Consider the following 26,211-nt stretch of genomic DNA (forward strand, 5'->3'; position numbering starts at 1 on the left):
CCTGGCCTCGGTGCAGAAAGTGGCAACAGGCGTGGTCACCAGCCTGCGCCTGCACGGCTGCGGTCGCAGGTCTGGGAGGATCCTGCGGTGACTAGCACGCATGACCTCGCCCGTCAGGCGCTTGTCCGTCGCGGCTTCGCCCTGGAGTACGTCACCCTCGGCTGGAACGTCATCGGCATCGTGGTGCTCGCGGTTGCCGCGATCTCAGCGAGGTCCGTGGCGCTGGCCGGGTTCGGCCTGGACTCCCTGATCGAGATCGGCGCCTCCACCGTGGTGATCTGGGAGCTGTCGGGTACCGGCGAGGGTCGCCGGCTCCGTGCACTGAAGCTGATCGGTGTTGGCTTCGGGCTGCTGGCGGTGTACCTGCTGGTGCAGTCGACTTGGGTGCTGGCCTCCGGTCTCCGGCCTCACCACTCGCCGCTGGGCATCGGCTGGACCGCGGTGACGGCAGCGGTAATGTTCGCGCTCGCCGCTGGCAAGGCGCGCACTGGCACCGCGCTGGACAATCCGGCGCTGAAGACGGAGGGCCGGGTCACCCTGATCGACGGCTTGCTGGCCGCCGCCGTGCTGCTTGGCCTCCTGCTGAATTCTGTGGCCGGCCTCTGGTGGGCCGACCCGGCCGCCGGGTACGTGCTGGTCTATTACGCGCTGCGCGAGGTCAGGGAGACCCTGCAGCGCCCCGAGTGACGGAGCAATCGCCCCCTGGAAACTGACGGCAAGTGAAACACGCGCTCGGCCTAGCCTTTCTGCGCCCGGAGGGGCGTCGGCTGTCGACCGGAGGATCCCTTGGTGGGTCGCGGCCCCGGTTCGTCGTGACGGTTGTGACAATGCGCTTCATGATCCCCAAAGCGGACGCGCGCGGGAATTCGGCCACTATGCGGGTCGTGTTGCTGACGCTTGCGGCAGGTCAGTTTTTGATGGCGCTCGACAGTTCCGTCATGAACGTGTCGATCGCGAGCGTGGCCGACGACGTGGGCACGACTGTGTCCGGGATCCAGGGCGCCATCACGGCTTACACGCTCGTGATGGCGATGCTCATGATCCCCGGCGGCAAGGTCGGCGCTCTGATCGGCCGCAAGCGGGCCTTCATGATCGGCTGCGCCATCTACGGCTGTGGGTCACTGACCACGGCGCTCGCCCCGAACCTGACGGTTCTCATGGTCGGTTGGTCGCTCCTCGAGGGTGTCGGCGCCGCGCTGATCCTGCCCGCGATCGTGGCGCTTGTCGCCGGTAATTTCTCCACGCGGCGGAGGCCCGCCGCCTACGGTCTCGTCGCCGCCGCCGGGGCCGTGGCGATCGCGTTGGGGCCGCTCATCGGAGGCGTGGCGACGACGTACTTCTCCTGGCGGTGGGTGTTCGCTGGGGAAGTGGTGCTGGTGCTCGTCATCCTGGTGCTCGCCCGCCGGGTCGCCGACGCGGCGCCCGACCAGAGGCCGCGCGTCGATCTCGTCGGTGCCGTGCTCTCCGCCCTGGGGCTCGGAATCTTCGTGTTCGGTGTCCTGCGCTCTGGGGAGTGGGGCTGGTTCCGGCCGAAGCCCGGCGCCCCGGCGTGGCTTGGTGTCTCGCTGGTCGTGTGGCTCGTCCTGGCGGGCCTGTTCCTGATCTGGAGCTTCCTGCGCTGGGAGGCCCGGCTGGTCAAGCGGGGCGGGGAGCCGCTCGTGGACCCGGTGCTGCTGGAGAACAAGCAGCTGACGGGCGGCCTGACCATGTTCTTCTTCCAGTACCTCGTACAAATGGGTGTGTTCTTTGTCGTACCGCTCTACCTGTCGGTCGCGCTCGGCCTGTCGGCGCTCCAGACCGGTGCGCGTATCCTGCCGCTCTCACTGACTCTGCTGGCTGCCGCGGTCCTGATCCCGCGCCTCCTCCCGAACGTCTCACCGCGGCGAGTCGTACGGCTCGGCGTCGTCGCGATGTTCGCGGGGGCGGTGGTCCTGATGGCCGCGCTCGACGCCCATGCCGGCCCGGAGATCGTCACCATTCCCCTGCTGCTGATCGGGCTGGGCATGGGCGCGCTGGCCTCCCAGCTCGGCTCTGTCACCGTATCGGCGGTGCCCGACGAGCAGAGCGCGGAGGTCGGCGGCATCCAGAACTCCGTTACCAACCTTGGGGCCTCGATCGGTACGGCACTCGCGGGGTCGATCATGATCGCCACGCTGACCACATCGTTCCTGACCAGCATCGAACAGAATCCGGCGGTCCCGGACACTGTGAAAAGCCAGGCGAACGCACAGCTCCAGAGCGGCGTGTCCTTCCTGTCCGACGCCCAGCTCAAGACCGCCCTGACCGACGCCGGCGCCAGTGCGGACGTGACCGACGCCGCGCTCGACGCGAACGCCGCGGCCAGACTCGACGGCCTGCGCGCCGCACTGGCCATCCTCGCGCTCAGCGCCCTCGTCTCGTTGTGCTTCACCCACCGGATCCCGAGCACCCAACCCGGCGGGACCAAGGGGTAAGGGCGAGTGGCGGCATGGTCAGCGCGGATCCTGCCGCCCAGGGGCCCGCTCGGGTTCCTTCACTGCCGGGCGAGTGCGTTTCCAGGCGCAGCCGGGCCTCGACCCGGCAGACCCTCTACCGGCACTGGCCCAACCGCGGAGCGCTCCTGGTCGACCTGATCCTCGAGGGCAAGGCCACCCGCCTGCCCCGAGCCCAGCGCCGATCCACGCGCCGTGATAACCGCCTTCCTTACCAGCCTGCGCGTGGGAATCGCCGATCCGGCAGCCGGCAGCGCCCCGATGGCGCTCGCCGCCCAGGCCGACCGGGACGAAAACTCCGCCCACGCCCTCGCCCGGATCACCGAAAACCGCCGCCGGGCACTGAACCAGCTCCTGACCCCTCCGGCCGTCAGATCGGCCCGGACGAGTTCACCCTGCCGGCCGGCCCAGTGATCTTTCAGCGCTTTCTGGACCGCCGGCCCCTCACCGAGGCGGGAAGGCGGCCTTTTGCCAGGAGGGTCAGCCGGTGCTGTCGAGGGCGTTCACGAGCAGCCGATTGCGGCGCCTGGCACGGGAGGCACCGGGCAGCAGGATCGGTGGCGGGCAGCGGGCGTGTTCGGCTCCATGCTCGCCATGGGCGTGCTGTGGGGCCCGCGCGTGATGGGGGCCCGCGGCGCCGCAAGTTCCCTGGCCGCCGCCCTGACGTCTGTGTCCTGGCCAGGGCCGGCCGTCGGCGCACCCCTGTTCAACCTGCTGTTCCGACCACTGGAACAACCGCCGCACCCCAGCCGCCGTCGCCCTGTTGATCTACCTGCCCACAGAAACTGTATGACGCTGCCGTCGATCGCGCTGCAAAGTGAGCGGAGTCCGCCACATTGTCCTGGTCAGCCGGGGAGATAGCAGCGAATGGTGGTGCCGTCGGGGCCGGTGTGGACGCGGACGAGGTCGGCGAGTTGGTGGACTAGAAGGAGGCCACGGCCGCCGGGCTGCGTGGGATTGGGCGGGCGGCGGCCGGCCAGGGGATCATTGAGTTGTCCGCCGTCGTGGACCTCGCAGACAATCCGGTTGCTCTCGGCCCAGATGCGCAGTGTGCCCGAGCCGGCGCCGTGGACGACGCTGTTGGTGGTCAGCTCCGCCACCGCGAGTTCAAGGTCCCCCAGGCTCATACCGGACACGCCCAGGGACCGCGCATGGGACACGGCGAAGTCCCGGGCGTCGGGCAGTGTTTGGGCGGCGAAAGGACGGGCCGCGGCGCCGAGTGGGGCGAGCAAGGGCTCGTTGTAGCGGGCGATGATCTGCTCGGGGCTGTAGGCGGCGGAGGCCGTCTCTCCATCAGCGTCGAGGATGAGCGGATGGGTCGCCAGGGCGTCGCTGAGCGCCTGCTTCTCCAGTTGCCCGGCATCGTAGGGGCACAGGATGGTTACCGCGCGCCCGGTGAAAGCAGCGTTGATCAGGGCTTCGTGCTGGACGCACGCCGGGTACTCGACGGCGGAACGACCCTGCCATATCGGCTCGCCGATGATGCGGACCCGGCGGGCGCTCGACTGGGCGTCCGCGAACTTGCGCAGCACGCCGGGGATGATGCGGCCGGGGTTGCGGCCGGCCTGGGTCATGTCGATGAAGCGCACCTCCGCCGCTCGCTCACCCAGCCCCTCGCGGATCAGCTCCAGGCGATCGGGCGGAGCGGCGACGGCCGCGGGCTCACCGGCGTCCAGCCCTTCCCTCAGGAAGGGAACCGTCCCCGCGATGTACTGGTCCCGGTCTCGGTAGAAGAGCGCCGGGTGAACGAACGGCTCGTGCGAGGTGGCTGTGCTCATCACGCCGCCACCTCGATCGCGGCGATCCCCGGCCAGAAAAGCTCAAGGATGCGCGGCAACTGCGCCGGAGGGCGGTGAATCACGATCCGCCGTCCCTCGGACAGACGGTGGGCGGTTACCGCCAGGTCCGTCACACCAGCCACATCCACGAATTGCACGCGGGACAGATCCACATGCAGCACATCCGTGTGACGCTCGGCCAGTTCCTTCAGCGCCTGCTGCCAAACGGTCCGTGTGTTCATGCTGATCTCCCCGATCGCCCCCAGCCCGGAACTGTCAGGCAACGGAATGATCTGCAGCACCGCGCCACGTGGCGGCGGGGCGGGGGGCCCGCCCACAACATGTGGGACATCCACGACCTTCCCCCCAGTTCCTCGGGCTTGGCCACACGGCGGCCCATCGATCACCTCGCACGATACCGGTAAGGCCAAGCGAAGAGATGCAGGGTGCGGTCCTCTCGCATCTGGCGCACCGTCAGACCGCAGGGCTGGGCACGGCCGGCATGGTCTCCTGTTGAGGCAAGCTGGGGGCGGGTTAGGCGGCCTACTCCGCCGAAGTCGGCTCGTCATGGCGACGCTACCCACGCTGGAAGGCAGGGCGAGCTCAGGAGTCGAGGCCAAGTTCGGCCCAGACCGTTTTGCCGGGATGACACGGGGTGACGCCCCAGCATCGGGCGAGTCGTTCGAGGAGCTGCATACCAAAGCCGCCGGGCTCGGTGTTCGAAGTGGCCCGTTCACGGGGCCAGCGGTCGCTGGAATCGCTCACGGCTATGCGCAGCCACCGTCCGTTCCAGGTGAGCCGGATCAAAGGCGGGCCGGAGCCGTGGCGGATGGCGTTGGTGATCAGTTCCGAGACGAGCAGCTCGGCGGTCTGGATCATCCGGTGCTCGCGCAGCGGGCCGCCGAAACCTTCCACGCAGTCGCGGACCCAGTGCCGGGCAGCCGTAATGCTCGCCGTGACTGCGGGGAAGCGCGACTCACAGGATGGGATGGTCGATTCGCCGTTCACGAGGTTCCTCCAGCGCGGGTGGCCCTAGGCCGCCGGTGACCGGCGTTGCGCGCAGCCGGTGGCAGCCACTGGCCGGGTTACCCCTGCCCCTCTGGTGAACCATCTGTGTCTGCCAGGTGACCGGCAGATCCTGTGAAGGCCCTCCGCCGGGAGATCGACGTGCTGGTGGTGGCGGGTTGGAGGGAGCTGGCAGAATCAGGTCCCGTCACAGGAGGAGAGGTCACGCCGGTCCCGCGGCCGCCGCGGCCCGAGGGCGAGGGAGCCAGCATGGAACAGGTTTCGGATGTGGAGATTCCACTCGACCGTGATGTGTTCCTGCGGACTTTGGTGCGTGAGCTGGCGACGTCGCTGGAGTCGGTGATCGGTCTGGAGGAGGCGTCCGGCTACGTCAGCCTGGTGGGGCAGGCCGTCGGCACGCAGATCGACGAGATGTACCTCAAGGCGCTGGGAGCCGACCGGCTCACAGGTGAGCAGGTCGCCGAGGCACTCGTGGATCTCAAGCGCCGCATCAACGGTGACTTCTACGTCATCGAGCACGACGAGAAGAAGATCGTGCTGGGCAACCGGGTGTGCCCGTTCGCCGAGAAGGTGGTGGGCCGGGAGTCGATGTGCATGATGACGTCCAACGTCTTCGGCACCATCGCCGCCCGCAACCTGGGCTACGCGCGGGTGGAGCTGGAGCAGACCATCGCGCGCGGCGACGCGGGCTGCCGCGTGGTGGTGCACCTGGTCCCCGACGTGGACATCGAGACGGTGAGTGGCCGTGAGTACTTCGGTGACCGGGCTGTGGCTCCATGACCCTTGGCCTCTTCCGGGCCATCACCAAACCGCTGCCCCATCCGGTGCTTCTCTGCGGGGCCGACGGCCGCGTGCTGGCCGCCAACCCGGCGGCCTGCCGCTGTGACGACCGGCTGCGCCCGGGCGCCAGCGTGTTCGATCTGCGGCCCGACGACACACCGTGGCTACGTCAGCAGCTGGCTGTATGGCTGCGCAGCGGCAGCCCTGTACCGGGCGCGCTGGTCATCAAGGACGCTGACGGCCGCATGCGGCGATTTCGCTGTCACGGGGCGCGGGCCACGTGGTGGGACGGGCCGCAGCCGGCCCTGCAGCTGCATCTCGTCGAGGCCGGGGCGTCCGACCAGTTCGTGGTGCTCAGCCAGCAGGTGGAGAGGCTGAACCGGGAGGTCGCCTTCCGCCGGGCCACCGAAGTGGACCGAGCGCGGTTGCTGGCCGCTGAACAGGCCGCCCGTGCCCAGTTGCAGCACCTGTACGACCTGACCGCCGCCCTTGCCGGTGCGATCACACTGGCCCAGGTGTCCCGCGTCGTCAGTGAGGTGGCGCCGGCGGCCCTGGGGGCCACCGCGGCGGAGCTCTATCTGCACTCGGCGCGGCTGGTGCCGCCCCTGCAGCCAGGTGACAACGGTCTTCCGGCTGACGCGGGAGGCTGGACCGACCTGGACCGGCCTTCTTCCTCGGACGCCTCGCCCCCCTGTGGGGTCGCGGATGCGGTTCCGCTGGCGCTGGCGCTGGAGGCGGACGGTGTCCAGCTGGGCATGCTGATCGTCTACGGTTCACACAGCTCTACCGCTCCCGCGCACGTGACGGCCGTGGCCCAGCAGATCGCTCAGGCGCTGCGTCGAGCGGGGCTGCACGAGCACGAGCACCGGGTCGCCGAACGTCTACAGCTCAGTCTGCTGCCCCAGTTGCCCCACCTGCCCGGACTGGAGGCGGCCACCTGCTACGCCCCGGGAAGTGACCTGCTCTCGGTCGGCGGCGACTGGTACGACGTCTACGACGTGGACGCCGATCACATCGGCCTGAGCATCGGCGACGTCGCCGGCCACGGACTGCACGAAGCAACCGTCATGGCACAGATCACCGCCGCCCTGCGCAACATCGTGCCGCGCTGCGGCACCGACCCCAGCGCTGTCCTGGACGAACTCAACACCTTCTTGGGGCGCTACCATCCGAACCGCATGGCCACCGCCTGCTACCTGGTCTTCAACCGCCGGACGCGCACTTTGACCTACGCCGGCGCCGGCCATCCGCCGCCGCTGCTCATCCACGCCGACGGCACCAGCGCCTATCTCAACCACGCCACCTCACCGCCTCTCGGACCCATTCGCAACATTTGCTACCGACAGGCCGACACCACTGTGAGCGAGAACGACACCCTGCTGCTGTACACCGACGGGCTGATCGAGCGCCGTCGCGAGGACCTCGCCATAGGAATGGAACGGCTGACCGAGTTCGCCCGCACCACCAGTGGCCTGGACATCGCCGAGCTGTGCGACCGGTTTCTGCACCACCAGCCCGAGGCCGCATTCCCTGACGACCGGGCCCTGCTCGCAGTCCGTTTTCCCCTACCTGCCTGACCGGCTCTCCACCCAGCACAGCGGTGAGCAGCGGCGCGGCCTCACACGTAGACGAGTGTGAAGCGCTGAGAGTCAGACCCGTCGCAAGCATCGCCCTCGATCCTGGCACCGTCGCTGACGCCCGTCACGGTCCAGCAGAGCCCCAGTGACAACGACCTGAACCCGATGCCCGGCTGACCGTTCTCGGCGAAGTACGTGAAGCGCTGATGAAAGGAACCCTCCCTGCACTCCTGCTGGATAATCGGCCAGGTGATCCCGTTACTCCCGGACGCGCCATAAATGGTCAGGCACTTGTCCGCGAACGTCCTGATCTCGTGGGTCGGGTTCGCGACGCCATCGTTCATGCTCTTGAAGCGCTGGGCGGGAAGATTCTGACACCGGTTCTGTTCAAGCGAAGCGCCGTCGCTGGTGCTCTGGTTCCTGATGGTCAGGCACTTGCCCGTGGACGTCTTGATCTGAACGAGGTGGTAGGCCGGGGACGCCTGCGCGGGCCGAGCGACTCCGATCATGGAGGCAAGGACTGCCGCCGCGCTGGCCACGGCTGCTGTCGGCCGTCGCAGGAACCTCATCATGGTGCCGATCACGTGGCCTCTTCTCCTTCGTGGGGGCGCGCCAGCTCGCATACTCGCCGCTGGACGGTGCCGCTCAGACTTCCCCGTCCAAAGCATGAGGAAAGGGAAGACCACCCGGTGTGGCCGATACCCAGCGCACTTGCCACCCCTGCGAGTGACTGGACTGATCGGATCCGGCCACGCACCCACATCATTCGCGGAACGCGCGAAACGCGCGGTCCTCAGAGCACCAAGGAGACACGCCCTGAGCCGCCCAGCGTGGCGCGGGGACGGGGACTCCTCCACCCGGCGCGAGCCCATGCTCGTTCCGACGCCAGGCCTGGCCGTCGGGGCGGGTCTCACGAGGGTGGTCGAAGCCGTCGAAGCGGCCCGCCCGGACCTGCGGGAGCGGTTCGGCGCACTCGCCCGGGGACAGCGAAGGCCGCGTGGTGGGTCTGGTCTCTTCTCCGTCAGCGCGGGCCTCGTTGGTGCTGCCGGGGACAGCGGTGTAATCGAACCGGGCCAGCGCAGCACTTGTCACCGCCTCTTCGGCCTCTGAGCCCATCCCCGCTGTCCGCGTTGATGGCCAACTGCGCCCGGCGCTGAGGGACATCATCAGGATGCGGGGGCGGGGTTGTGCCGGCCCGCCGCCGTCAACGACGCCGGCTACACCGTCATCCGCCGCTGACCTGCCGCCCAGACTCCGCGAATCCGCTCCTCAACAGAGCCCTGTGGGCTCCTCTCGTGGCTGTACGCCGACCGCCCCCGCCCCCGCCCGATGTACGGGCCGGGCGCGGTCGGTGATGCCGGTCGCTCGGCGAGCGAGGTGGGTCAGGGCGGCGCGTCGGGCAGGGTGCCGACCGTGTAGGTGTCGTAGATGTCGAGGAGGTCCTCCTCGGCGTCCAGCCACACCCCCGGCGGCATCCAGCAGACCAGGGCGGTCAACCGGACCAAGGCGGTCAGCGCAGGCAGCCGGTCGGCCTCCTCGGTCAGCACAGGCTCGCTGCCGGGCCACTCGGCGGTCAGGGCGCGCAGGCAGTCGTGCCGGGCACGGTCCTCGTCGAGGGCCGGACGGTCGTCCGTGACGTGCCAGAGGCCCGCCGTCGGAACCGGCCGCAACGCGGCGACGAGGTGCCGCCGCAGTGTCGGGTCCGCGTCCTCCCACGAGGCGGGGAGGGCCAGGCCGGCCAGGGCCGCCGCGGCCTTCTCCTCCGCCTCGGTCAGCCGGTCCGGGGCGACGCCCAGCGCGGTCAGCCCGTAGGGGGGCTCACCGTGCCAGTGCAGCAGGCAGAGCACCCGCGGACCACGGGTCACAGGCACACCTCGTCCCATCCCTTCAGGTAGTGCTTATCAACGCCAGCGTCATACCCGAACGTTGGTCAGGGAGCTGTGAGCGAAACGCCCCTCGCTGCGCTCAGGCCCCATCTGCTTGTTGATCTGAGTCAACGCTGCCGGGGTCCACTGATTCGGCGGTGATCTGCGCAAGGGCCTCCTGGAGTTGGCGGACGGCGTCCTCCGCCTCCGCGTATTCCTCAGGGCTCGGGAGGACAGTGCCGAAGGTGCCACCATGCTCAGATGGCAGGGCACGCCAGCGCAGGACCGGTTCGAGCGCGTTCAGAGCACCGGAGATAAACCAGGCCAGGCGGCCGTGAGTGCGCGCGAGGGCGATGGCCAGGACCGCGAGTGTTTCCCGCAGGTGTTCGAGCCGCTTGATCTGCGGCAAGGCCTCCTGGACGTCCGGCGGACCGACAACGTCGCGCAGGCCGGCCTCGGCCTCAAGCGCCAGTGCGCGGTCGCTCGGCGCCACTTTCCACACCCGGTCTCGGATCTGCCGTTCAGCATCCTCGGCCAGCACTGCGACGATCCTCCGCATGTCCATGCAGACCACTGTAAATGGCACGGGTCCCGGCGCCCGACTCGGTGGCGACGCATGACGTCGCCTGCTCTGCCAGGCGTACGCATACTGCACGGCTGATGGACGCAAGGTGCGGTTGGCAGCGTCCGCGGCCGAATCGATCCCCGGTACTCGGCGCAGCCGGCGTCCGGGCATCCGCAGCAGGAAAGGCCCGTGCGGGGGTTCGTCATCGCGCCCACGCCCTGACAGCAGCACGTCGACCGTCCCCTTGGCCGCGGCGGGGCGGGGCGGGTAAGAGCGAAGAGGCCCCAGCCGGTGGTGCGTTCCGGCTGAGGCCCCTTCCCTGTTCCCTCGTTACAGGGGGCGGATGTTCTCCGCCTGCGGGCCCTTCTGGCCCTGCGTAACGTCGAACTCGACCTTCTGGCCCTCCTGAAGCTCACGGAAGCCCTGGGTGGCGATGTTCGAGTAGTGGGCGAAGACGTCGGGGCCGCCACCCTCCTGCTCGATGAAGCCGAAGCCCTTTTCCGCGTTGAACCACTTCACAGTGCCCTTGGCCATGCCTGTCTCCTTCGAAAGGACTCGTATCGGGTCTCGCACCATGCGGAACCCGGAGGTGATCGCCCTGGTCCGGAGAGGCGTCGAACAGCAAAAACGCCCGCGAATGCGATCACGGGCGAACGGGACTTCGGAACCACGACTGCTGGTCACGACGCTACACCGGATGGTGAGGCTCGGCCACGCAGTTCCGGTCATCGCGGCGCGTTGCCCCGACGTGCCGCATCCAGACCCCGGACCGCGGCAGCCGGGGGCGTCACCGAGGCCGGCGGGGACAGCACGGGCGCGCAAGTGACCCTGTCGGCAGACAGATCCCGTACGCGCACCGTACGGCGCCAGTAGCGTGCGGTCCTGCGGGTCAAGGCTTGCGCGGGCGTCCGTCCGAGGATCCCGGGCGATAACTGAGCAGGTCTCCTGGCTGGCACTGCAGGACTTCACAGATCCGGGTGAGGGTGCTGAACCGGATCGCCTTGGCGCGTCCGTTCTTGAGCACGGAGAGATTGACGTTGGTCACGCCGACGCGGTTGGCGAGTTCGGTGAGGGTCATGCTGCGCTCGCTGAGCAGCCTGTCGAGGTGCACTTCGATGTCATGACCTTCGTGGTCGTCCGCGGCAGCCATCAGACCAGCCCTTCGAGGTCTTCACGCATGGACACACCTTGGCGAGTGATCCGTGCGAAGGTCAGAACACCGAGACCGGTCAGAACAGCCAGGTACGGAAAGTTCCACATGCTCAGCACGCTCCCGGCCGAGAAGTCCACGTCCTTGGCCAGCGCCGCAAGCAGGGCTGCCCTGGCATTCGCCTCGGCGAACTCGACGACCAGGCTGCCGACAAGCAGCCACCAGCCGACCAGGCGAAGCCGAGACGCCGTGCGCGCGGTGTAAACACCCTCCCGCGCCGCTCCTCGCAAGAACCGGTGCAGCAGGTACAGGCCGCTGATCAGGAGCAAGCTCGACGGCAGGCTGCTGAGCGCGTCCAGGACACGCAAGTGTGCGTCGGGCGCCTCTGCGCAGTAACGCGGGATCGAGTCGACCTGCGCCCCACTCTCGGCGGCGAAGCCGCCGGGCGTGGCGGAACTGCTGCTCGACTCGTCGGCGATGCAGACGCTGAAGCCTCCCCAACCGCCATGTACGACCGAGACGACGAGTCCTGTTATCGCAAGGGCCAACAGAATGCGCAGGAGCACGGACACGACCGTGGTCATGGGCTCGAGCATCTTCCGGTCTTCGGTCATGGAGTCCCCGCCTCGCATATCGATTTTCGATGGTATCGAGAAACGATAAGGCCCGTGGATGTGCGAAGCAACCCCGGCACTGCCCCTGGCGCTCACCGAGGACTGAAGCCAGCGGCACCCCGTACCAGTAGTCCGAACCTGGTGGGTGGAACGGGAGGGCGCCGACCGACCTGTACCGCGCGGCCACGCCGACGAGGTCACCGTCGGCGCCCAGCCGGTGGAGGGGCGGGTCAGCCGGTGGGTGGGCCGGTCGGGGGACGTACGGGGACGGCCGGGCGGGCTGAACTGAATACACGAAAGGCCGACCGGCCCCAGTCCTCCGAACAGCTTCCGAAGGAATCTCATGCTGAACGCCCGACGTCACCTCGCCGCCCGTATCGCCGGCATCTCCTGCATCGCCGCTGTCGCCGCCGGAACCCTCGGTGTCGCCAGCGCGGAGGCCGCGCCCATGCACCACAGCGCCTCGCACGCCAGCAGCCACCACCAGCAGCACCAGCAGCACCACGGCAAGAACAACAGCAACAGCAAGAACAGCGCGTCGAAGAACGCTGCTGCCATGCCGAAGGGCGGCAACACCCAGGGCGGCACCCAGGGTGCGGGCAACGGCAACACCCAGGGCGGCACGCAGGGCGCGGGCAACGGCAACACCCAGGGCGGCACCCAGGGTGGCGGCTCCGGGAACACGCAGGGCGGCACGCAGGGTGCCGGTAACGGCAACACCCAGGGCGGCACCCAGGGGGGTGGCTCCGGCAACACGCAGGGCGGCACGCAGGGGGCGGGTAACGGCAACACGCAAGGCGGCACCCAGGGTGGGGGCTCCGGCAACACGCAGGGCGGCACCCAGGGCTGATCACTGACAGGTCGGTGCCCCGCGGAGACAGTATCCGCGGGGCACCGGCACGCTCTCTTTGGTGATCCGGAACGGGCCACAACGGGACGGGGACGCTCCTGGTCGCCCGAGGCGCGCGCAGACGACCTGGACGGCTCGCCGTGCCTGGGTCAGCTGCCGCAGTTCGGCGCGTGCCGCGGGCACCGAGGGTGCTGTCTCCCCGTAGGGGTGCCCCCACAGCGCAGATACTCCTCGGGGCTCACGCGCCCTGCAAAGCCGCCAGCCGCTCACCGTGCACACCACCGCGATCCTGCTCGCGTTCGGCGCCGACCCAGAGCTACGCGATCCGGCCGGGGACTTTCCCATGGACGTTGGAGTACGAGCTGGTCAGCCCGGTGGCATCAGCCAGATCAGCCAGTAGCCGCGCACCGGCGTGACCGACCACCCCCGCACCGTCAGCGGTAACACGGAGCTGGGGACGCGAACCGACACCCTGCACGTAGAGAGTGCCTTCCACCTGGACCGGCAGAATCCCTCGACAAGGTTCATCGTCCCAGCTCAGGAGGCACTTCCGGGTTCACGCCCATGATCTGGACGGACTCCAGGTGAAGCCCGAGGCCAAGGCTTCACGGGCTCCAGCCGCAGCCGCTGGGTCGGCCAGGGTGCCGGTTCGGCCGGGCCGAACCAGATCCGGACATCCTCCCCGGTGCGAACGGGCAGGCGGGGAAAGTCGTTCTCGGCGTGCTCGGTGCGGTGCAGTGCATGCCCCGGGCCCAGGTGCCGGGCGGCGTACGCGTCGAAGTCGGCCGCGTCGGTGGGATGGCAGACGGTCGCGAGCACCTCACTCGTCCCCGGCTCCGGCGTGAAGCCCGGGCCGCGCAGCAGCAGGACGTCGTCGCTGTCGATCATGGTGGCGTTCGCGGTGTCGCGGTGCTCTCGCCAGACCGGGCCAGTGTAGAACGCCTCCAGCGCGCGCCGGCGGTGCGCCATGTCGGGGAACGCGCGCAGCCAGACGAAGCGGTCCGGGTCGTCCAGATCGCGGAACCGGCCGCCGATGGTGATACCGACCGCCTGCTGACCGGTCACGAACTCGCGCTCGAACAGCTCGATCAGCGTCTCTCTGGCGCCGGAATGCAGGGTGTACTGCCGGAGTTCGACGATGCTCATGCGGTGGCCTGACCGGTGCGCGTGAGGTCCATGGTCCAGTTGTCGTCCATGCGCAGCAGGTTAGGGCCGGTCTGCTGACATCCACTGTCAGTGGATACTGAGCCGCATGCGTGCGAGCCGGCTGGTCACCCTGCTTCTGCTGCTCCAGAACCGGGGCCGGATGACGGCCCGGCAGCTAGCCGACGAACTGGAGGTCTCCGTCCGGACGGTCTACCGGGACGTCGAGGCGCTCGGTGCCGCCGGTGTCCCGCTGTATGGCGCGGCCGGCCACGCCGGCGGCTACCGGCTGGTCGACGGCTACCGGACCCGGCTCACCGGACTGACCGTGGACGAGGCGCGGGCCGCGTTCCTCGTCGCACTCCCCGGTGCCGCCGCCGAACTCGGCCTCGGCGAGGCGCTCGCTACCGCCCGGCTCAAGTTGCGGGCCGCCCTTCCGGCGGAGCTGCGCGAGCACATCGAGCGGATCCAGGAACGCTTCCTGCTCGACGCTCCCGGCTGGTACGGCGACGTCGGCCAAGTGCCTCACCTGGCCGTGATCGCCGCCGCGGTGTGGGCGCGGCGGGCGGTGGTACTGCGGTACCGGCGCTGGCGGGCGCCGGAGGAGATCGAGCGACGGGTGGAGCCGTACGGGCTCGTCCTCAAGGCCGGCCGCTGGTACCTGGTCGCCGGTGGGCCGACGGGGATCCGCACCTACCGAGTCGACCAGATCCTCGAAATCCGGCCGCTGGCAGAAGAGTTCGGTATCCCGGACGGGTTCGACTTGCCCGGGTACTGGAACGTATATCTGGCCGACTTCCGAGCGCGACTGCACACCGCGGACGCCTTGGTGCGGCTCACCCCGGAGGGCGCCCGCCGCCTCGGCGTGACACCCACGGGTGACGGATGGACGGAGGTCCGCGTACCCATCGAGTCGATCGACCACGCCCACCGGGCCTTCCTGCGGCTGGGCGCCGATGTCGAGGTCCTGGCACCGGCCGAACTACGCAGCCGCATCGCCGAGACGGCACGAACCCTAGCCGCCCGCTACGAAGCGTGACCCCGTTCTCGACACAGACCAGGGCTGCGCAGCAACAGCTGCGCAGCCCTGACTTGGTGCGCCTCAGATTCCGCCGACGTCACCGGATAAGACCGGCATTCGCCGTTCCGGTCGGTGCCGAGCGCGGTCCCCTGCGTTGTGCGGGCGGAGTACGGAAGGTCAGGCCGGGTTGATGTTCTCGGCCTGGGGGCCCTTCTGGCCCTGGGTGACGTCGAACGTCACGCTCTGGCCCTCCTGGAGCTCACGGAAGCCCGAGGAGTTGATCGCCGAGTAGTGCGCGAAGACGTCCGGGCCGCCGCCGTCCTGAGCGATGAAGCCGAAGCCCTTCTCCGCGTTGAACCACTTCACAGTTCCCGTAGCCATGTCTCATGCCTTCCAGTCGAGTACGCCTCCCACAACGTGCGGAAGGCGGAGGTGATCGCCCTGGTTCCTGCGGCACAGCACAGCAAAACGCCCACGCCTACGGCGTGGGCAAAGGGAACTTCCGAACCACGACAGCTGACACAGACGGTACACGCCCGCACACGCTGTCACCACAGGAAACAAGGACACATTGTGGACCGTGTGCGGGCAGGCCCGCCGTTCGGGGCGGCAGGCGCGCCCAGGTCAAGCCGCGGCCGTTGGATTCGCTTATTCGGCGGCGCGGCGGTACTCCGCGTTGATTCGCTGGGCCTCTTCGAGCTGGTCCTCGAGGATGACGATCCGGCAGGCCGCCTCGATGGGCGTGCCCTGGTCGACGATTTCCCGGGCGCGGGCGGCGATGCGCAGCTGGTAGCGGGAGTAGCGGCGGTGTCCGCCGGCCGAGCGCAGCGGGGTGATGAGGCGGTGCTCTCCGAGGGCGCGGAGGAAGCCCTGGGTGGTACCGAGCATTTCGGCGGCCCGGCCCATGGTGTAGGCGGGGTAGTCGTCGTCATCGAGACGGCCGAACGAGTCGTCTGCGGTCATTGCACCTCTCTGTGGAACGCGTGGAGGGGCCCGGGAGCATGTGGCTCCCGGGCCCTGAAGGAACTTCTACACCATCTGCCGACTCTGATGCTGCGCCGGCCTTCTGTTTCCGCAGACCCGACCTGGCTGCTGTCGGGGGCGGGGGGATCGCGGATGCGTGACCGGAGACCACCTCACTATCGATGTCCTGCGGTACCCGGGCTCCGTACTGCTCTGCTCGCCCGGGCGATCCTGATGGCGCTTGGCTCCTCCGTTCTTTCCTCTGGATCAATCACTTACCAAACGGGAACTGCGTACTGCTGGTGTTGCGTACTGCTGGTGGCCTCTCACAGCGCCACTTCGGCAGCCAGCCCCGTCGCCCATCCTGCATCTGCTCTGGCTTAGAACCCCACTGCCGAACCTCCCGGTGCGTGCGCCCGCAGCCGACGCCTTCACCGAGGTACTGCTCACTGACTTCGCTGCTGGGTACTGCCAACTGCACTTACTACGGGGTACTGCTCACGGCGGCCCCTGATCACCGCGGGCCACCCGGTCCGGTCACCAGTCCCGTCGCCGTCCTGCAACCAACCTGGCTTCGAAACTCCGTCACCGCACCGTCCTGCGTACTGCAACTGCGGGTACTGCGGGTCCTGCTGCCCGGCAGTTCGTCTCTGCCGGGCCGTTCGATCTCTTCGGGCTACGAGAGAAACCATAACCACACCACAGCCCAATGTCTACTCCAGCCAATGCAGATTTCCGAGCATTCGACGATGAGGTAATCGACCTCGAACAGCGACAGGCGCTTCCTACCCCGGTAGACCCCGTCCCCGTCCCAGCCGCCCCCGACAGGGGCTCTGGGGAAGCGCCCCAGCCGACGCAGGCCGCGGCTTCGACGACGACCCGGTTGACTACGCCGCCTCTTGGCGCGACCGCCGGGACGAAGTCCTCGCCCTGCGCCGCTCCTACGACCAGGCATGAGCCGGCCGATCGCGAAGACCCCGCCTGGTACGAGGCACAGGATCTCGCCACGGCGACAGACCGGGCACAGCTGAGGAACGCACTGATCGAGCACGCCGAAGCAGCCCTGGCCCGGGCAGCCCGCGTCCACGGCAAACGCGTACGGGACTTCTCAGACGAACAGAAGACCGTGTGCTTCGCCGCCGCGGCCCTCGCCATCGAGGACCCCTCCCCCGGCCTCGCCCACCGCCTCCTCGGCCCCCTCCGCCTCGCACTCGGTGACGTCTACACCTACCCCGTCCCCTCATGGGCCGACAGCCTGTAACCCACCACCGTGAGCCAGCCAAGTCGTCCCCAAGCGGCCCCACCAGCCGCCCCGGAAGTCACCCGCCCTGCCAAGGGCCAGCCCACCTGAGCGGCTCACCCACCCGAACACGCGGCCCGGTAGACGGCAATGAGGGCGGTGAGGCGCGGGTTGAACCCCTCTGCCTCCTGCAGGGCCGGATCGGGCATCGGGTCGTCGACGGCATAGCCGAGGGCGGGGCATCCGATGACGTGCCCGCGCAAGGCGTCCAGGTGATCGAGGAGAGCAGCGCGGCGAGCCTGCTCGGGGTTCAGCGAGCGCAGCCACGCGAGGCGTTCCGCCGTGGTCTCGGGGCGCGGGGGCAGGTCGCGACGGATACCGTCGGCCCGCCGGGTGAGGATGTTCCACACGGGCATGCGCAGCGCCACGACCAGTGTCTCGGGTGCAGCCTCCACGGCGGGCGTCATGTTCCCCACAGTCGCAGCGGCCGCTGACAGGGCGGTGCACCCCGGGCACCAGGTCAGTCGTCCGTGGTGCGCTCGATGGTGCAGTCGGCTCAGCCGCGCCTGGTATGAGGCGCAGTACCTGGTGCTTCGGCTCGGCCGACCGTCACCGGCCGAGCCGGCCCATGTCAGCAGCGCCGTTGGTCCACAGCTCGAAGTCGCTGCACAGGCTGGAGGCGGAGCGGATCGCGGCTGCGGTCAGCGCCCTTCCCCGTGACCGGCGGCAGGCTAACCCGAACGCCGTGACGCGGCCTAGCTTCCATAAGCCACCGCCCGCGGCCTCACGTTCGAAGCCGTACACCGGCTCAAGTGGTCTGCGCCGCGCGGTGGCGACGCCACCAGGTCCGGGCCTGCCACCAGCAGCGGCGAGCCGTCCGGCTCTCGTTGAGATCGGCCTCATGGTCCGTCGACTCACCCGCGGCCGTCCTGTCACACGGCCGGGCCCGAAGCCCTTGGTCCGGGTGCGGCCGGACGAGAGTACGGTTCGGGCGTGATCAGTGACGCTGCCGCCCCGAGCGGAACTTGGAACGGCGCCTCGGTACGCTCACGTGTTGCCACGATGGCCCGGGAAGATCCTGGGCAGCGCCGCTTCGGCGCCTCTCAGCACCGGTATCGGCTTCACCCGCCCCTGGCGGAGGAGGCAATCCGCTCCTTCGAGCAGATGCATGGCGTCACCCTTCCCGCCTCCTACCGAGGCTTCCTGAGCGCGGTCGCCGACGGCGGAGCGGGACCGGACTACGGACTCCTTCGCGTGGCAGAGGAAGTAGACGACGAAGAGGCCCTGCACGACCTTCGGGCAGAGTGTTTGCACGTGGGCTTCCTGGCCACCCCGTTCCCGCACACCTCCGCCTGGCCGGGGCCGGGCAGGGGAGGCGACGCCGACTACTCGGTCGCGGGGACGCTGGTCCTCGGCGAGACCGGCTGCGGTACCTTCTCCCGCCTGGTCATCACGGGGAGCCATGTCGGACAAGTGTGGCTCGACGACCGCTCCTGGGGTGGACTGACCCCAGGACCAGACTTCCGCGACTGGTACACCGCATGGCTGACGTCCACGTAGATCTCAAACGCGATCTGAGGCAGCGGTCTCAGTGATGGGTGAAGTGTTCCAGCAGGTCCCGGACGGACAGGCAACAGATTTCACCTCAGCCGGTACTGAAGGGACGGTTGGGGGTAGGCGAGCCGGGCAAGGACAGCGCTTCGGAAGTGAGGCGAACTCTATGGACACGCCTGGGCAGAATGAGTCCCAGCCGTTAGCGGACCGTTCGATAGCGGTTTCCGCCACGTTCCAGGGCAGCAAGGACATCGCAGCAGCCCGCGACCTGGCCCGGTCGTTTCTTGCGGATGTGCGGATGGTGCATGGGACAGCGGTGTCCGCCCGGGCAGAGGGCATGGTGCAACTGGTGGTGAGCGAGCTGGTGACCAACGCCGGCAAGTATGCGACGGGCCCGTGTCTGCTGACCATGGAAGTCACGGAAGGCGCGGTGGAAGTGACGGTGTGGGACAACGAGCCGTGTCTGCCTGTCGCTCACACCTCCGAACCCGGCCGGGTCGGCCAGCATGGGCTGGAGATCGTCGTAGCGGTCAGCCGCAGCATCGAGATGCACCGCGAACCGGTGGGCAAACGAATCACGGCCACCGTGTTGCTGACCGACGATGTGGCCGGGGACGAAGGCAGCGACGCGGTCTGCTGATCAGGCGGCGACCGGTGCCGCGCTCCGCCCCGCCTACCTCGCAAAATGGGGCTCTGCAAGGCGCCCGAAGCTCCGGCCGGGCGGATGGAGCTCCGGGCGACACAGAGCCGCGTGCCGCCTCCTGCGCCCTTGCCGCAGGATCAGTGCGCGGCGGGTGGCCTGGGGGCTGGCGCAGCCAGTGGAACAGCCCTGACCGCAGTACACCCTCCGAAGTCCCTCGCGCAGATGCTGCAGGAGACGGAGCGGGACGTCAGCTGAGCATGTGGGGCGTCGGTGCAGCGGCACGACCACTGCACCGACGGCGCGCTCCGGGACGCGCTTGAGCTAGAAGCGCCCTTCCCAGCCGCGCACCACAAACTCGCCGCCAGGGCGTCCACCCGCGGCGCAGCGCCGTCCTGGTGCTACGGCACCCCGGGAATCGTCCGCGCGCAGCAGCTCGCCGCCCTCGCCATGAATGTCGGCTTCCGGGGCGTGTTCGGCTTCCTGAACCGCCTTCGCCCTCGCCGCCACCGTCACCATCGGCTGCTGGCTGGACAAGCCCCCGCTGCCGCCCGAGAGGAGCGGACTCTTAGGGGAGCACATCGACGTAGTCGCCGGCCGACGTGGAGGCGGCAGTGGTGGTGCTGGTCGCGAAGGAGAAGCGGTAGTAGCCGTCGGCCGTGGCCTTGGTTGTGGTCTTGAGCGTGCCGCCGGTACCGCTGGTCACCGTCTTCAGGGTGGTGTAGGTGCTGCTGCTCTTCTTGCGGTACTGCAGCAGCACCTTCTGCCCCGTGTAGCCGGTGTACGTGCCGTGGTTCCAGTCGGCACGCCTCAGCTTGCCGTCGACCGTGATGGTCTTGCCCTTCTTCACCGGCTCCGGGGTGGCGTCGAGGGTGAGTTGGGACGCCTTCTTGATTTTCGTGGTGGCCACATCGTCGTCGTAGCTGGCGTTCGCGTAGAGGTCGTAGCCGCCGAGGAACAGCTTCCATGTCCCGGCGCTGCCGTTGTTCTTCAGATCGGAAGCCGCGTCGAGGTGGAAGACGGCCTTGCAGCTGTAGACGCCGGTCCGGGTCGTCGACTCGGTGCAGGCAGGGTCGTCGTCGGTGCCCAGGGAACCGGTGATCGTGTCGGTGCTGGAGCTGTCGGTGCCTTGCCAGAGGAACGCTTCTGTGAGCGCGACACCGCTTGAACTGGTGGCGGTGTACGTGACGGTGACGGTCTTCTTGGTGGTCACCCCCAGGTCGATGTCCTTGCCGCCGTTGATGACGGCTTTGGAGAAGGTCATGCTGCCCAGCCTGGAGTCCGGGTGAACGGTCGAGGCGGCGAAGGCGCCGAGGCTCGCGCGCGCACCCGGACGCTCCGCTGCCTGGGCGGCTGCCGGGAGAGCGAGGGCGGACACCACGATGGCCCCGGAGGCGACGGTGGCCGTGACACGTATACGCATATGAATCCTCTGTCATCGAAGTTGGCTCGCCGACGTACTGGCCGAGAGTCGTGCGGTGATCTCTTGGTCTCGACCGGTGCACCGTACGTGGCACGGGGGCAGGCCCCACATCGGCGAAATCACGCAGTTCAGTACGTAGATCCACTCTTCTTCGTTTCACGGCCTGTCGGAGGGGGCCACTAATCTGCCGTTTCTTGACTTCCTCTCCCGCCTAAAGGCGGGGGATTCCAGCGGTTGCCCGCTGGGGTTCCTGCTTCACCGACGACCGCCCCGTCCGGGAGGACTCCCGTTGAGGTCTTACACCGTCTCCACAGGCAGACGCCGCCAGCCCGGCGGCCAGGGTGTTGCGTGCCGCGTTCACGTCGCGGTCATGTACGGCGCCGCAGTCGCACGTCCACTCGCGGACGTTCAGCGGCAGCTTCTCGCGGACCGTGCCGCAGTTCCCGCACAGCTTCGAGCTGGGGAAGAAGCGGTCGATCACGACGAGTTCGCGCCCGTACCAGGCGCACTTGTACTCCAGCATGGAGCGAAGTTCCGTCCACGACGCGTCGGAGATGGCTCGCGCGAGCGAGTGGTTCTTCAGCAGGTTGCGGATGGTGAGGTCCTCGTTCACGACCGTTCGAGCCGCAGATCCTCACGGTGCTCGCCAACGCCCGGCTGCGCTCGGGAAATCTGGATGGCGCGCTGGCCACTCTCGAAAGGATCATCCTCCGGCGCGAGGGAGTCGTCAGTCCGTCGGAGGAGGCCGTCGGCGCCATGGTGCGGGCCGAGATCCTCTTCTGGCGGGACGGGCCGGGCGACCTGGAGGAGGCGCAGGCATCGGCCACCCGCGCCCTGGCCGTCTGCGGCGACACGCCGACCGCCTGGGCGGTCACCGTTCGCTGCTTCCACGCCGAGCTCGTCCTGCGCACCGGCGATCCCGGTGGCTTCTGCTGGAGGCGGCCGGTGGCGCCGAGTTGCCTCATCTCACCGCATGGCGCAAGCCCCGCTGGTGTGACACCTTGGCTCAGGCGTCACTCGCCTCGGGCGACCGCGCGGCGGTCACACGCTGGGCGGAGCTCGCCGAGCGATCCGTCGAACAGCTCCCCTCGCCCGGCCGGAAGGGCTTCTCTCTACGCGCCCGTATGCGAGCCCACGCCACACACGGGGAGATCGAAGCCGCTCTGCAGAAGGCGGTGGAAGCGTTCTCCGACTCCTCACTGAGCGGTGAGCGCATCGAGGCCTGCGCGACCCTGCTCGCTGTCCCTGAACGCGGGACGCACACCCGGTGTGGCCGACTGGTTGGACGGTGCCGCGGTCCTCGCCGACCAGTGTCGCTCCGCGCGCCTGCTCGGTGACGTGAGCCGTCGACGGTCCCGGCTGGCCGATCTCAGCGCTACGACCGACGCTCTGCCCTCGTTGACCGCCCGCGAACGTGAGATCGCCGAGCTCGCCAGCACCGGCATGACCAACGCCGGGATCGCCACCACACTCTTCCTCAGCGTGCGGACCGTGGAGACCCACCTGAGACAGGTCTACCGCAAGCTCGGCGTCTCGAACCGAGCCGCGCTCACCCGCAGGATGCTGGACAACACCGTCCCTCGTACGGCGGGCACCGACCGAGACGTCGTCCCTCCGCCCACGGCGGCCGGCGGAGATTCCCGTGCGACACGAGCCACGTGAACCCACTGTGTAACGTCTGGCGGCGCGGGGACGCGCCGACCTGCCGAAGCCGGCGGAATCGCCTCGACCGAGGAGGGCGGCTGCCAAACGCAGGCTGCCGGTGACTACGAGGTGTCCGCATCCCAGGAGCGCGAGGGCTCTCCACGGCGTTACGGCGCCGTGGAGGTGGCGGAGCATCGCAGGCGGCGCGCCGGCGACTCGGTGATCGGACGGGTCCGGGCTGATCTCGAAGCGACCCGAGCAGCCAACCAGGATCCGACCAGAGCTCTCAACCAGCGCGGCTGAGACGTTCTGCCGGCATCGCCGCTTCGATACGACCTGGCGGCCGGATGAGGCCGCAAACGCCGACGACCAGCGCCCAGAACAGGAGAGGAAGTACGGCGACCCGTTCCATACCTCCCATGCCGAGGCCGAGGTAGTGGTGGGAGAGGAACAGGCCGAAGGCCGTGATCGCTGTGACTCCCAACAGGCTGGTGCCCCACCGCACGGGGGGCGGCACGTGTTCTGCCAGACCGAACCCCGCCACGATGAGACCGATGTTGCCCGCTGCCATGATGAAGAGGGCGCCCAGGACATGCTGGTTCTCGTGGACGTCCGCCGGTGCCAGCCCGGCCAACCCGAATCCCACGCCGGCACCGGCGAGCAGCAGACGGGCCACGGCAGGGGCCCGTCCCCTCCTCCAAAGGGCACCACCGGTCAGGGCAGCACCGACGACGAAGAGCACCCCCAGGGCGGCGAACGAACCATTCATCAGCCCGTGCTCGGGAGAGCAGATGTACCGCGGTTCAGGATCTGGCTGCAGGGCGCAGTGAGCGTTACCCAAGTCGCTGATGTTGTTCCCCGCCCAGCTGTACGGTCTGACCCAAGCCGACTCGGCAATCCAGTGGATGACGAAGAACTGTGCCACGCCCACGATCCATGCCGAGTACCCGATCCGGACTCTCACCTGTCCACCTTCCGCATCGCGAATACCTGCGGACAGCCGATCATGCGGCGCGGGACTCGGGCACTCCGACAAGCCCCCTGGAACCGGGTGGGGCTGCCCCTACTGCGGCCGGGCGCAGGAGTTCGCGGAACAAGCGCCGCGCCCGCGGACGGAGGCGCTGGTGGTCAGACCAGGCCGATTCTCTGGGCGATATTCTCTGTCGGGACCAGGCTGTCGTACGGTTCGGCAGGTGAGGCAGCAGGCTCGGACTTCGGCCGACCGGGTCACTCTCGCGCCGTCGTGAGCGCTGCGACTCCGTCGAGGATCCGGTCGAGGCCGAAGTCGAGCGGGTCGATGCCGGGCGCGTCGAAGGCTCCGTCGGCGACGGCCCTGACGAGGGCGGGGAAGCCGTGGGCGTGCCGGGCGAGCAGTTCGCCGGTGAGCCGGTCCCCTTCACGGTCGTGCTCCTCGTCGTGGTCGCGCCGTTGCTGGGCGAGGTTGCGGACGTGGCCGACGAGAAGCAGGAAGATCTGCAGCGCTGGGCCTGGTTCTTCCCGATGCCCGGCACCCGCACCAAGTGCGCCCGCCTGGGCAGCTACGCGGCGCTCCAGGCGCAGGCCACCCTGGGGCGACCTGGGCCAGCCATGACAGCACCACGCTGGCGTACGCCCAGAGCGACCAGAGCCAGCATGCCGTCAACGACTGCCTGGCATCCACGACGACGCTCTGGCTGCCCGCGTACGCGTCGGCAGCGGCCCTCCTGGCGGCGCTCGGCACTTGGCTCGTGGGCAGGACCCACGGGCTCCGGTGAGCGGCAAGCCGCCGGTGACTCGGGGCTGCCCGTTCCAGGCGCAGGTACCCGTGCTGGGCCCGGAGGCGAGGACGCGGGCTGAGCGGGCCGTCCGAGGACGCGGGGTGACGGTCGATTTCCCGGCGAGCACGGCTGCTGTCGTTACATTCGAGTCATACCGCTGCCTGTGAGGCCCGGAGCCAGTGCTGGGACCCAGAAGACGGCGACGGCCAGGGCGAGTGAGGCGATCCCCACGGCATGGGCCACCAGGCGGCCGGCCGGAGCCAGCTTCTCGGTGGTGATCACGGCGGCCACGGCCACCATGGCCCACAGGTTCATCACACCGAACGCCGCCAGCAGAACCATCAGCGACCAGCAGCAGCCCAAGCAGAAGGCCCCATGGTGGGCTCCGGAACGCAGATCGCGCGAGGGCCCCGGATACGAGGCATACCGCAGCATCAGCCCGATCGGCGAACGGCACCTCGCCAGGCAGCGGTCCTTGAGGGGCGTGAGCTGGTAGACGCCGTTGACCGCGAACAGGGCCGCGGCCACTCCTGCCCCCGTCATGGCGGGAAGGCTCGCTGCCCGGCCCAGGGCGGCGGCCAGCGCGTACGCGGGCAGTCCGGCCGCGGCCCAGACAAGCAGGTAGCCGACCGTGAAGACGATCATGCGCGGTGCCCGGTGCACCGTGATCGTGCGTGCGTACAGCGCGGCGACGGGCGCCGTCGCGGGCAGCATCATGGCGGCCATCATCAACGTCCACACGGCCAGGAAGGCGGGCAGGCCCAGGCCCATGGTGCCCGGCATCGCCTGCATGCCGCCCCAGCGTGCCGCCATCCAGACCCAGGCTGCGGCGGCCGCGACGAGCAGCAGTGCGGCGGGGCCCGCCGTGCGGCCGACGGTGAGCGGCCGACCGGTCACGCGGCCCACGTGAAGGGCGCCGAGTGTCCGTTGCCGCCGGAGAAGTCCCAGGACCGGCCGTACACGCCGTCGCCCGTCGCCCGGGTGGAGCGGGCGATGGTCAGCGTGCTGTTCGCCGGGTGGAACATGCCGGTCAGCCCCATGACCGGACCGTCCTCGCCGTACTGCGGGGCGACCTGGTCCTCGATCTGGATGTCGATGGCGTCGCCCACCCGCGCGGCGTGGCGGCGGCCTTCGTCGCGGTAGTCGATGGGGACGCTCTCCACTCCGAGGACCTCGCCGATGAGCGGAGTGAGCGCCGCCATCGGGCCGCCTGCCTGGCCGGAGAAGACCTTGCCCAGCGCCTCCGCCTGGCCCGGGTCGGCCTCGGCGTCGAGGTACAGCGCCACCTTCCAGCCGCCGTCGGCCATCACCTGGGGCGCGTCGATGAAAACGGCGACGCTGCGGCCGGAGACGTCCACGCCGTCCACGTTCCCGCTGTCCACGTGGAACGCGAAAGTCACCTGGCAGCGCTCATGGTCGGCCGGGGCGGTGAGGCCAGAGGTGGTGCAGGGGCACACCGTGTCACAGTTGCAGCTTTCCAGGTACGTGCCGTTCAGGTTCCAGGGCACGGCTCTTCGCCTCCCTCTTGTGCGTCCCCCTCCTACGTCCCGTCGGTGAAGGGAGTGCATCGGGAGGCCGGTTCCGTCCCGGTGCCGCCTCTTTCTCCAGGCTATTCCCGCCCACCCCCGTCGCGCAGATCCGGGCCCTGCGCATCCGACCCTGCGAACCCCGCCGGGCGGTGGGCTGGGCCATCCCCCGGTGCACGCACGGTGCACGCCGCGACTCCCGCGCGGACACCGCATTTGTCGCCCCATCAGCTGCACCCCGGCCGACCACAGCCAAGAGCCTGGCCGAAGACGGGACCGGGCCGGTCGGCCCAAGCGGCGCCGGCATCCCAGGTGTCGAGGGCGACGCGACGGGGGAACCACAGGTTCACGACCGGACAGAACCAGCCGCAGATGGCCCAGCCACGTGAGTTTGTGTGCCTGGGCCAGAGTCGAGCATCCGGGCGCGGTTGTCCGCGAGGACCTCCTGCACCTTGCGCTCGACCTCCGCGGGAATCTCTCCGGGACCGGGCGTAGCGTGAAATGACACCCGACGCCGAGGACAGCCTGGGTGCAGGGCGGCGGTGATGTCGGCGCCGGGGCCGATTCAGTCCGGAGCGCCCGCCGATTCTCCCGATCTCCGGGCGCCGCGAGACGAGAGGTCAC

General features: G+C 69.1%; 28 protein-coding genes and 2 pseudogenes. 10 read left to right on the plus strand and 20 right to left on the minus strand.

Translation table 11 applies throughout. From position 1 onward, the window contains the following. Nucleotides 1-87: 87 nt before the first annotated feature. Nucleotides 88-687 carry a cation transporter gene (locus PV343_RS11455; RefSeq protein ID WP_319146746.1) on the plus strand — a complete coding sequence of 200 codons (600 nt, stop codon included), beginning with the start codon at nt 88-90 and terminating at the stop codon, nt 685-687. A gap of 149 nt (nt 688-836) precedes the next feature. Beyond that, entirely contained in the window at nt 837-2,453 is a 1,617-nt protein-coding gene (locus PV343_RS11460) for an MFS transporter (RefSeq protein WP_319146747.1), read from the plus strand. Nucleotides 2,454-3,316: 863 nt separating this feature from the next. Here PV343_RS11460 and PV343_RS11465 read toward each other — a convergent pair. The 3 genes from PV343_RS11465 to PV343_RS11475 all read right to left on the minus strand — a co-directional run bounded on the left by PV343_RS11465 (nt 3,317) and on the right by PV343_RS11475 (nt 5,257). Beyond that, nucleotides 3,317-4,249 carry an anti-sigma factor RsbA family regulatory protein gene (locus PV343_RS11465; RefSeq protein ID WP_319146748.1) on the minus strand — a complete coding sequence of 311 codons (933 nt, stop codon included), beginning with the start codon at nt 4,247-4,249 and terminating at the stop codon, nt 3,317-3,319. Next, the gene (locus PV343_RS11470; protein ID WP_319146749.1) at nt 4,249-4,551 is read right to left on the minus strand and encodes an STAS domain-containing protein; all 303 of its coding nucleotides are present in this window, start codon (nt 4,549-4,551) and stop codon (nt 4,249-4,251) included. The genes PV343_RS11465 and PV343_RS11470 overlap by 1 nt, the downstream gene beginning before the upstream one ends. 301 nt (nt 4,552-4,852) lie before the next feature. Further along, on the minus strand, nt 4,853-5,257 hold the full coding sequence (locus PV343_RS11475; RefSeq protein WP_319146750.1) for an ATP-binding protein: 405 nt from the start codon (nt 5,255-5,257) through the stop codon (nt 4,853-4,855). A gap of 267 nt (nt 5,258-5,524) precedes the next feature. Between PV343_RS11475 and PV343_RS11480 the strand changes: the two genes are divergently transcribed. Then, a complete protein-coding gene (locus PV343_RS11480; protein WP_319146751.1) occupies nt 5,525-6,055 on the plus strand; it encodes a methanogen output domain 1-containing protein in 531 nt (176 codons plus the stop codon). Further along, on the plus strand, nt 6,052-7,632 hold the full coding sequence (locus PV343_RS11485; protein ID WP_319146752.1) for a SpoIIE family protein phosphatase: 1,581 nt from the start codon (nt 6,052-6,054) through the stop codon (nt 7,630-7,632). Before PV343_RS11480 ends, PV343_RS11485 begins: the two co-directional genes overlap by 4 nt. A 41-nt stretch (nt 7,633-7,673) precedes the next feature. On the opposite strand, the gene PV343_RS11490 is transcribed toward PV343_RS11485, so the two are convergent. The 6 genes from PV343_RS11490 to PV343_RS11515 form a co-directional block, all read right to left on the minus strand. Further along, nucleotides 7,674-8,216, minus strand: a complete 543-nt coding sequence (locus PV343_RS11490; protein ID WP_319146753.1) for an RICIN domain-containing protein — start codon at nt 8,214-8,216, stop codon at nt 7,674-7,676. A 798-nt stretch (nt 8,217-9,014) separates the two neighbouring features. Further along, entirely contained in the window at nt 9,015-9,497 is a 483-nt protein-coding gene (locus PV343_RS11495; protein WP_319146754.1) for a hypothetical protein, read from the minus strand. 100 nt (nt 9,498-9,597) lie between these two features. Beyond that, complete coding sequence (locus PV343_RS11500; RefSeq protein ID WP_319146756.1) at nt 9,598-10,062, minus strand: hypothetical protein; 465 nt, start codon at nt 10,060-10,062, stop codon at nt 9,598-9,600. Nucleotides 10,063-10,392: 330 nt separating this feature from the next. Continuing rightward, nucleotides 10,393-10,596, minus strand: a complete 204-nt coding sequence (locus PV343_RS11505; protein ID WP_093471257.1) for a cold-shock protein — start codon at nt 10,594-10,596, stop codon at nt 10,393-10,395. Between the two features lie 355 nt (nt 10,597-10,951). Continuing rightward, nucleotides 10,952-11,212, minus strand: coding sequence for a helix-turn-helix domain-containing protein (locus PV343_RS11510; protein WP_319146757.1), 261 nt, complete (start codon nt 11,210-11,212; stop codon nt 10,952-10,954). Then, complete coding sequence (locus tag PV343_RS11515; RefSeq protein ID WP_319146758.1) at nt 11,212-11,826, minus strand: DUF2975 domain-containing protein; 615 nt, start codon at nt 11,824-11,826, stop codon at nt 11,212-11,214. The genes PV343_RS11510 and PV343_RS11515 overlap by 1 nt, the downstream gene beginning before the upstream one ends. Before the next feature lie 343 nt (nt 11,827-12,169). Between PV343_RS11515 and PV343_RS11520 the strand changes: the two genes are divergently transcribed. Continuing rightward, complete coding sequence (locus PV343_RS11520; RefSeq protein WP_319146759.1) at nt 12,170-12,676, plus strand: hypothetical protein; 507 nt, start codon at nt 12,170-12,172, stop codon at nt 12,674-12,676. Nucleotides 12,677-12,995: 319 nt separating this feature from the next. Here the strand turns inward: PV343_RS11520 and PV343_RS40385 are convergent. Both PV343_RS40385 and PV343_RS11525 read right to left on the minus strand, forming a co-directional pair. Then, nucleotides 12,996-13,172, minus strand: a pseudogene (locus PV343_RS40385) (IS1380 family transposase); the annotation flags it as partial. Between the two features lie 41 nt (nt 13,173-13,213). After that, nucleotides 13,214-13,822, minus strand: coding sequence for an NIPSNAP family protein (locus PV343_RS11525; protein WP_319146760.1), 609 nt, complete (start codon nt 13,820-13,822; stop codon nt 13,214-13,216). Between the two features lie 106 nt (nt 13,823-13,928). Here PV343_RS11525 and PV343_RS11530 point away from each other — a divergent pair, with 106 nt between their 5' ends. After that, nucleotides 13,929-14,858, plus strand: a complete 930-nt coding sequence (locus PV343_RS11530; RefSeq protein WP_319146761.1) for a YafY family protein — start codon at nt 13,929-13,931, stop codon at nt 14,856-14,858. A 159-nt stretch (nt 14,859-15,017) separates the two neighbouring features. Here PV343_RS11530 and PV343_RS11535 read toward each other — a convergent pair whose 3' ends face one another. Both PV343_RS11535 and PV343_RS11540 read right to left on the minus strand, forming a co-directional pair. After that, nucleotides 15,018-15,221, minus strand: coding sequence for a cold-shock protein (locus tag PV343_RS11535; RefSeq protein WP_161200952.1), 204 nt, complete (start codon nt 15,219-15,221; stop codon nt 15,018-15,020). A 267-nt stretch (nt 15,222-15,488) separates the two neighbouring features. Then, nucleotides 15,489-15,803 (minus strand): MerR family transcriptional regulator, encoded by a 315-nt coding sequence (locus PV343_RS11540; RefSeq protein ID WP_319146762.1) that lies wholly within the window; start codon nt 15,801-15,803, stop codon nt 15,489-15,491. 883 nt (nt 15,804-16,686) lie between these two features. Here PV343_RS11540 and PV343_RS11545 point away from each other — a divergent pair. Beyond that, nucleotides 16,687-17,064: a hypothetical protein gene (locus PV343_RS11545; protein WP_319146763.1), complete on the plus strand. Its 378-nt coding sequence runs from the start codon at nt 16,687-16,689 to the stop codon at nt 17,062-17,064. Nucleotides 17,065-17,159: 95 nt separating this feature from the next. Here the strand turns inward: PV343_RS11545 and PV343_RS11550 are convergent, their stop codons facing one another. Continuing rightward, nucleotides 17,160-17,510, minus strand: a complete 351-nt coding sequence (locus tag PV343_RS11550; protein ID WP_319146764.1) for a hypothetical protein — start codon at nt 17,508-17,510, stop codon at nt 17,160-17,162. Nucleotides 17,511-18,297: 787 nt separating this feature from the next. On the opposite strand from PV343_RS11550, the gene PV343_RS11555 reads away from it, so the two are divergent. Both PV343_RS11555 and PV343_RS11560 read left to right on the plus strand, forming a co-directional pair. Then, complete coding sequence (locus PV343_RS11555; protein WP_319146765.1) at nt 18,298-18,603, plus strand: hypothetical protein; 306 nt, start codon at nt 18,298-18,300, stop codon at nt 18,601-18,603. Between the two features lie 160 nt (nt 18,604-18,763). Continuing rightward, the gene (locus PV343_RS11560; RefSeq protein WP_319146766.1) at nt 18,764-19,237 is read left to right on the plus strand and encodes an ATP-binding protein; all 474 of its coding nucleotides are present in this window, start codon (nt 18,764-18,766) and stop codon (nt 19,235-19,237) included. A gap of 568 nt (nt 19,238-19,805) precedes the next feature. Here PV343_RS11560 and PV343_RS11565 read toward each other — a convergent pair. Both PV343_RS11565 and PV343_RS11570 read right to left on the minus strand, forming a co-directional pair. After that, nucleotides 19,806-20,660 carry a hypothetical protein gene (locus PV343_RS11565; RefSeq protein ID WP_319146767.1) on the minus strand — a complete coding sequence of 285 codons (855 nt, stop codon included), beginning with the start codon at nt 20,658-20,660 and terminating at the stop codon, nt 19,806-19,808. Between the two features lie 211 nt (nt 20,661-20,871). Then, a pseudogene (locus PV343_RS11570) lies at nt 20,872-21,282 on the minus strand (RNA-guided endonuclease TnpB family protein); the annotation flags it as partial. Between the two features lie 716 nt (nt 21,283-21,998). On the opposite strand from PV343_RS11570, the gene PV343_RS11575 reads away from it, so the two are divergent. Continuing rightward, entirely contained in the window at nt 21,999-22,322 is a 324-nt protein-coding gene (locus PV343_RS11575) for a helix-turn-helix transcriptional regulator (RefSeq protein ID WP_319146768.1), read from the plus strand. A 268-nt stretch (nt 22,323-22,590) separates the two neighbouring features. On the opposite strand, the gene PV343_RS11580 is transcribed toward PV343_RS11575, so the two are convergent. The 4 genes from PV343_RS11580 to PV343_RS40390 form a co-directional block, all read right to left on the minus strand. Next, nucleotides 22,591-23,229: a DUF998 domain-containing protein gene (locus PV343_RS11580; RefSeq protein WP_319146769.1), complete on the minus strand. Its 639-nt coding sequence runs from the start codon at nt 23,227-23,229 to the stop codon at nt 22,591-22,593. 970 nt (nt 23,230-24,199) lie between these two features. Then, nucleotides 24,200-24,958 carry a DUF2182 domain-containing protein gene (locus PV343_RS11585; RefSeq protein WP_319146770.1) on the minus strand — a complete coding sequence of 253 codons (759 nt, stop codon included), beginning with the start codon at nt 24,956-24,958 and terminating at the stop codon, nt 24,200-24,202. Beyond that, the gene (locus tag PV343_RS11590) at nt 24,955-25,569 is read right to left on the minus strand and encodes a DUF1326 domain-containing protein (RefSeq protein ID WP_319146771.1); all 615 of its coding nucleotides are present in this window, start codon (nt 25,567-25,569) and stop codon (nt 24,955-24,957) included. Before PV343_RS11590 ends, PV343_RS11585 begins: the two co-directional genes overlap by 4 nt. 245 nt (nt 25,570-25,814) lie before the next feature. Then, complete coding sequence (locus PV343_RS40390; protein WP_415923490.1) at nt 25,815-26,183, minus strand: DUF4328 domain-containing protein; 369 nt, start codon at nt 26,181-26,183, stop codon at nt 25,815-25,817. Between the last annotated feature and the right edge of the window lie 28 nt (nt 26,184-26,211).

It is taken from the genome of Streptomyces sp. WI03-4A (assembly GCF_033792105.1).
In the GTDB taxonomy this organism is placed as follows: Bacteria; Actinomycetota; Actinomycetes; order Streptomycetales; family Streptomycetaceae; genus Streptomyces; species Streptomyces collinus_A.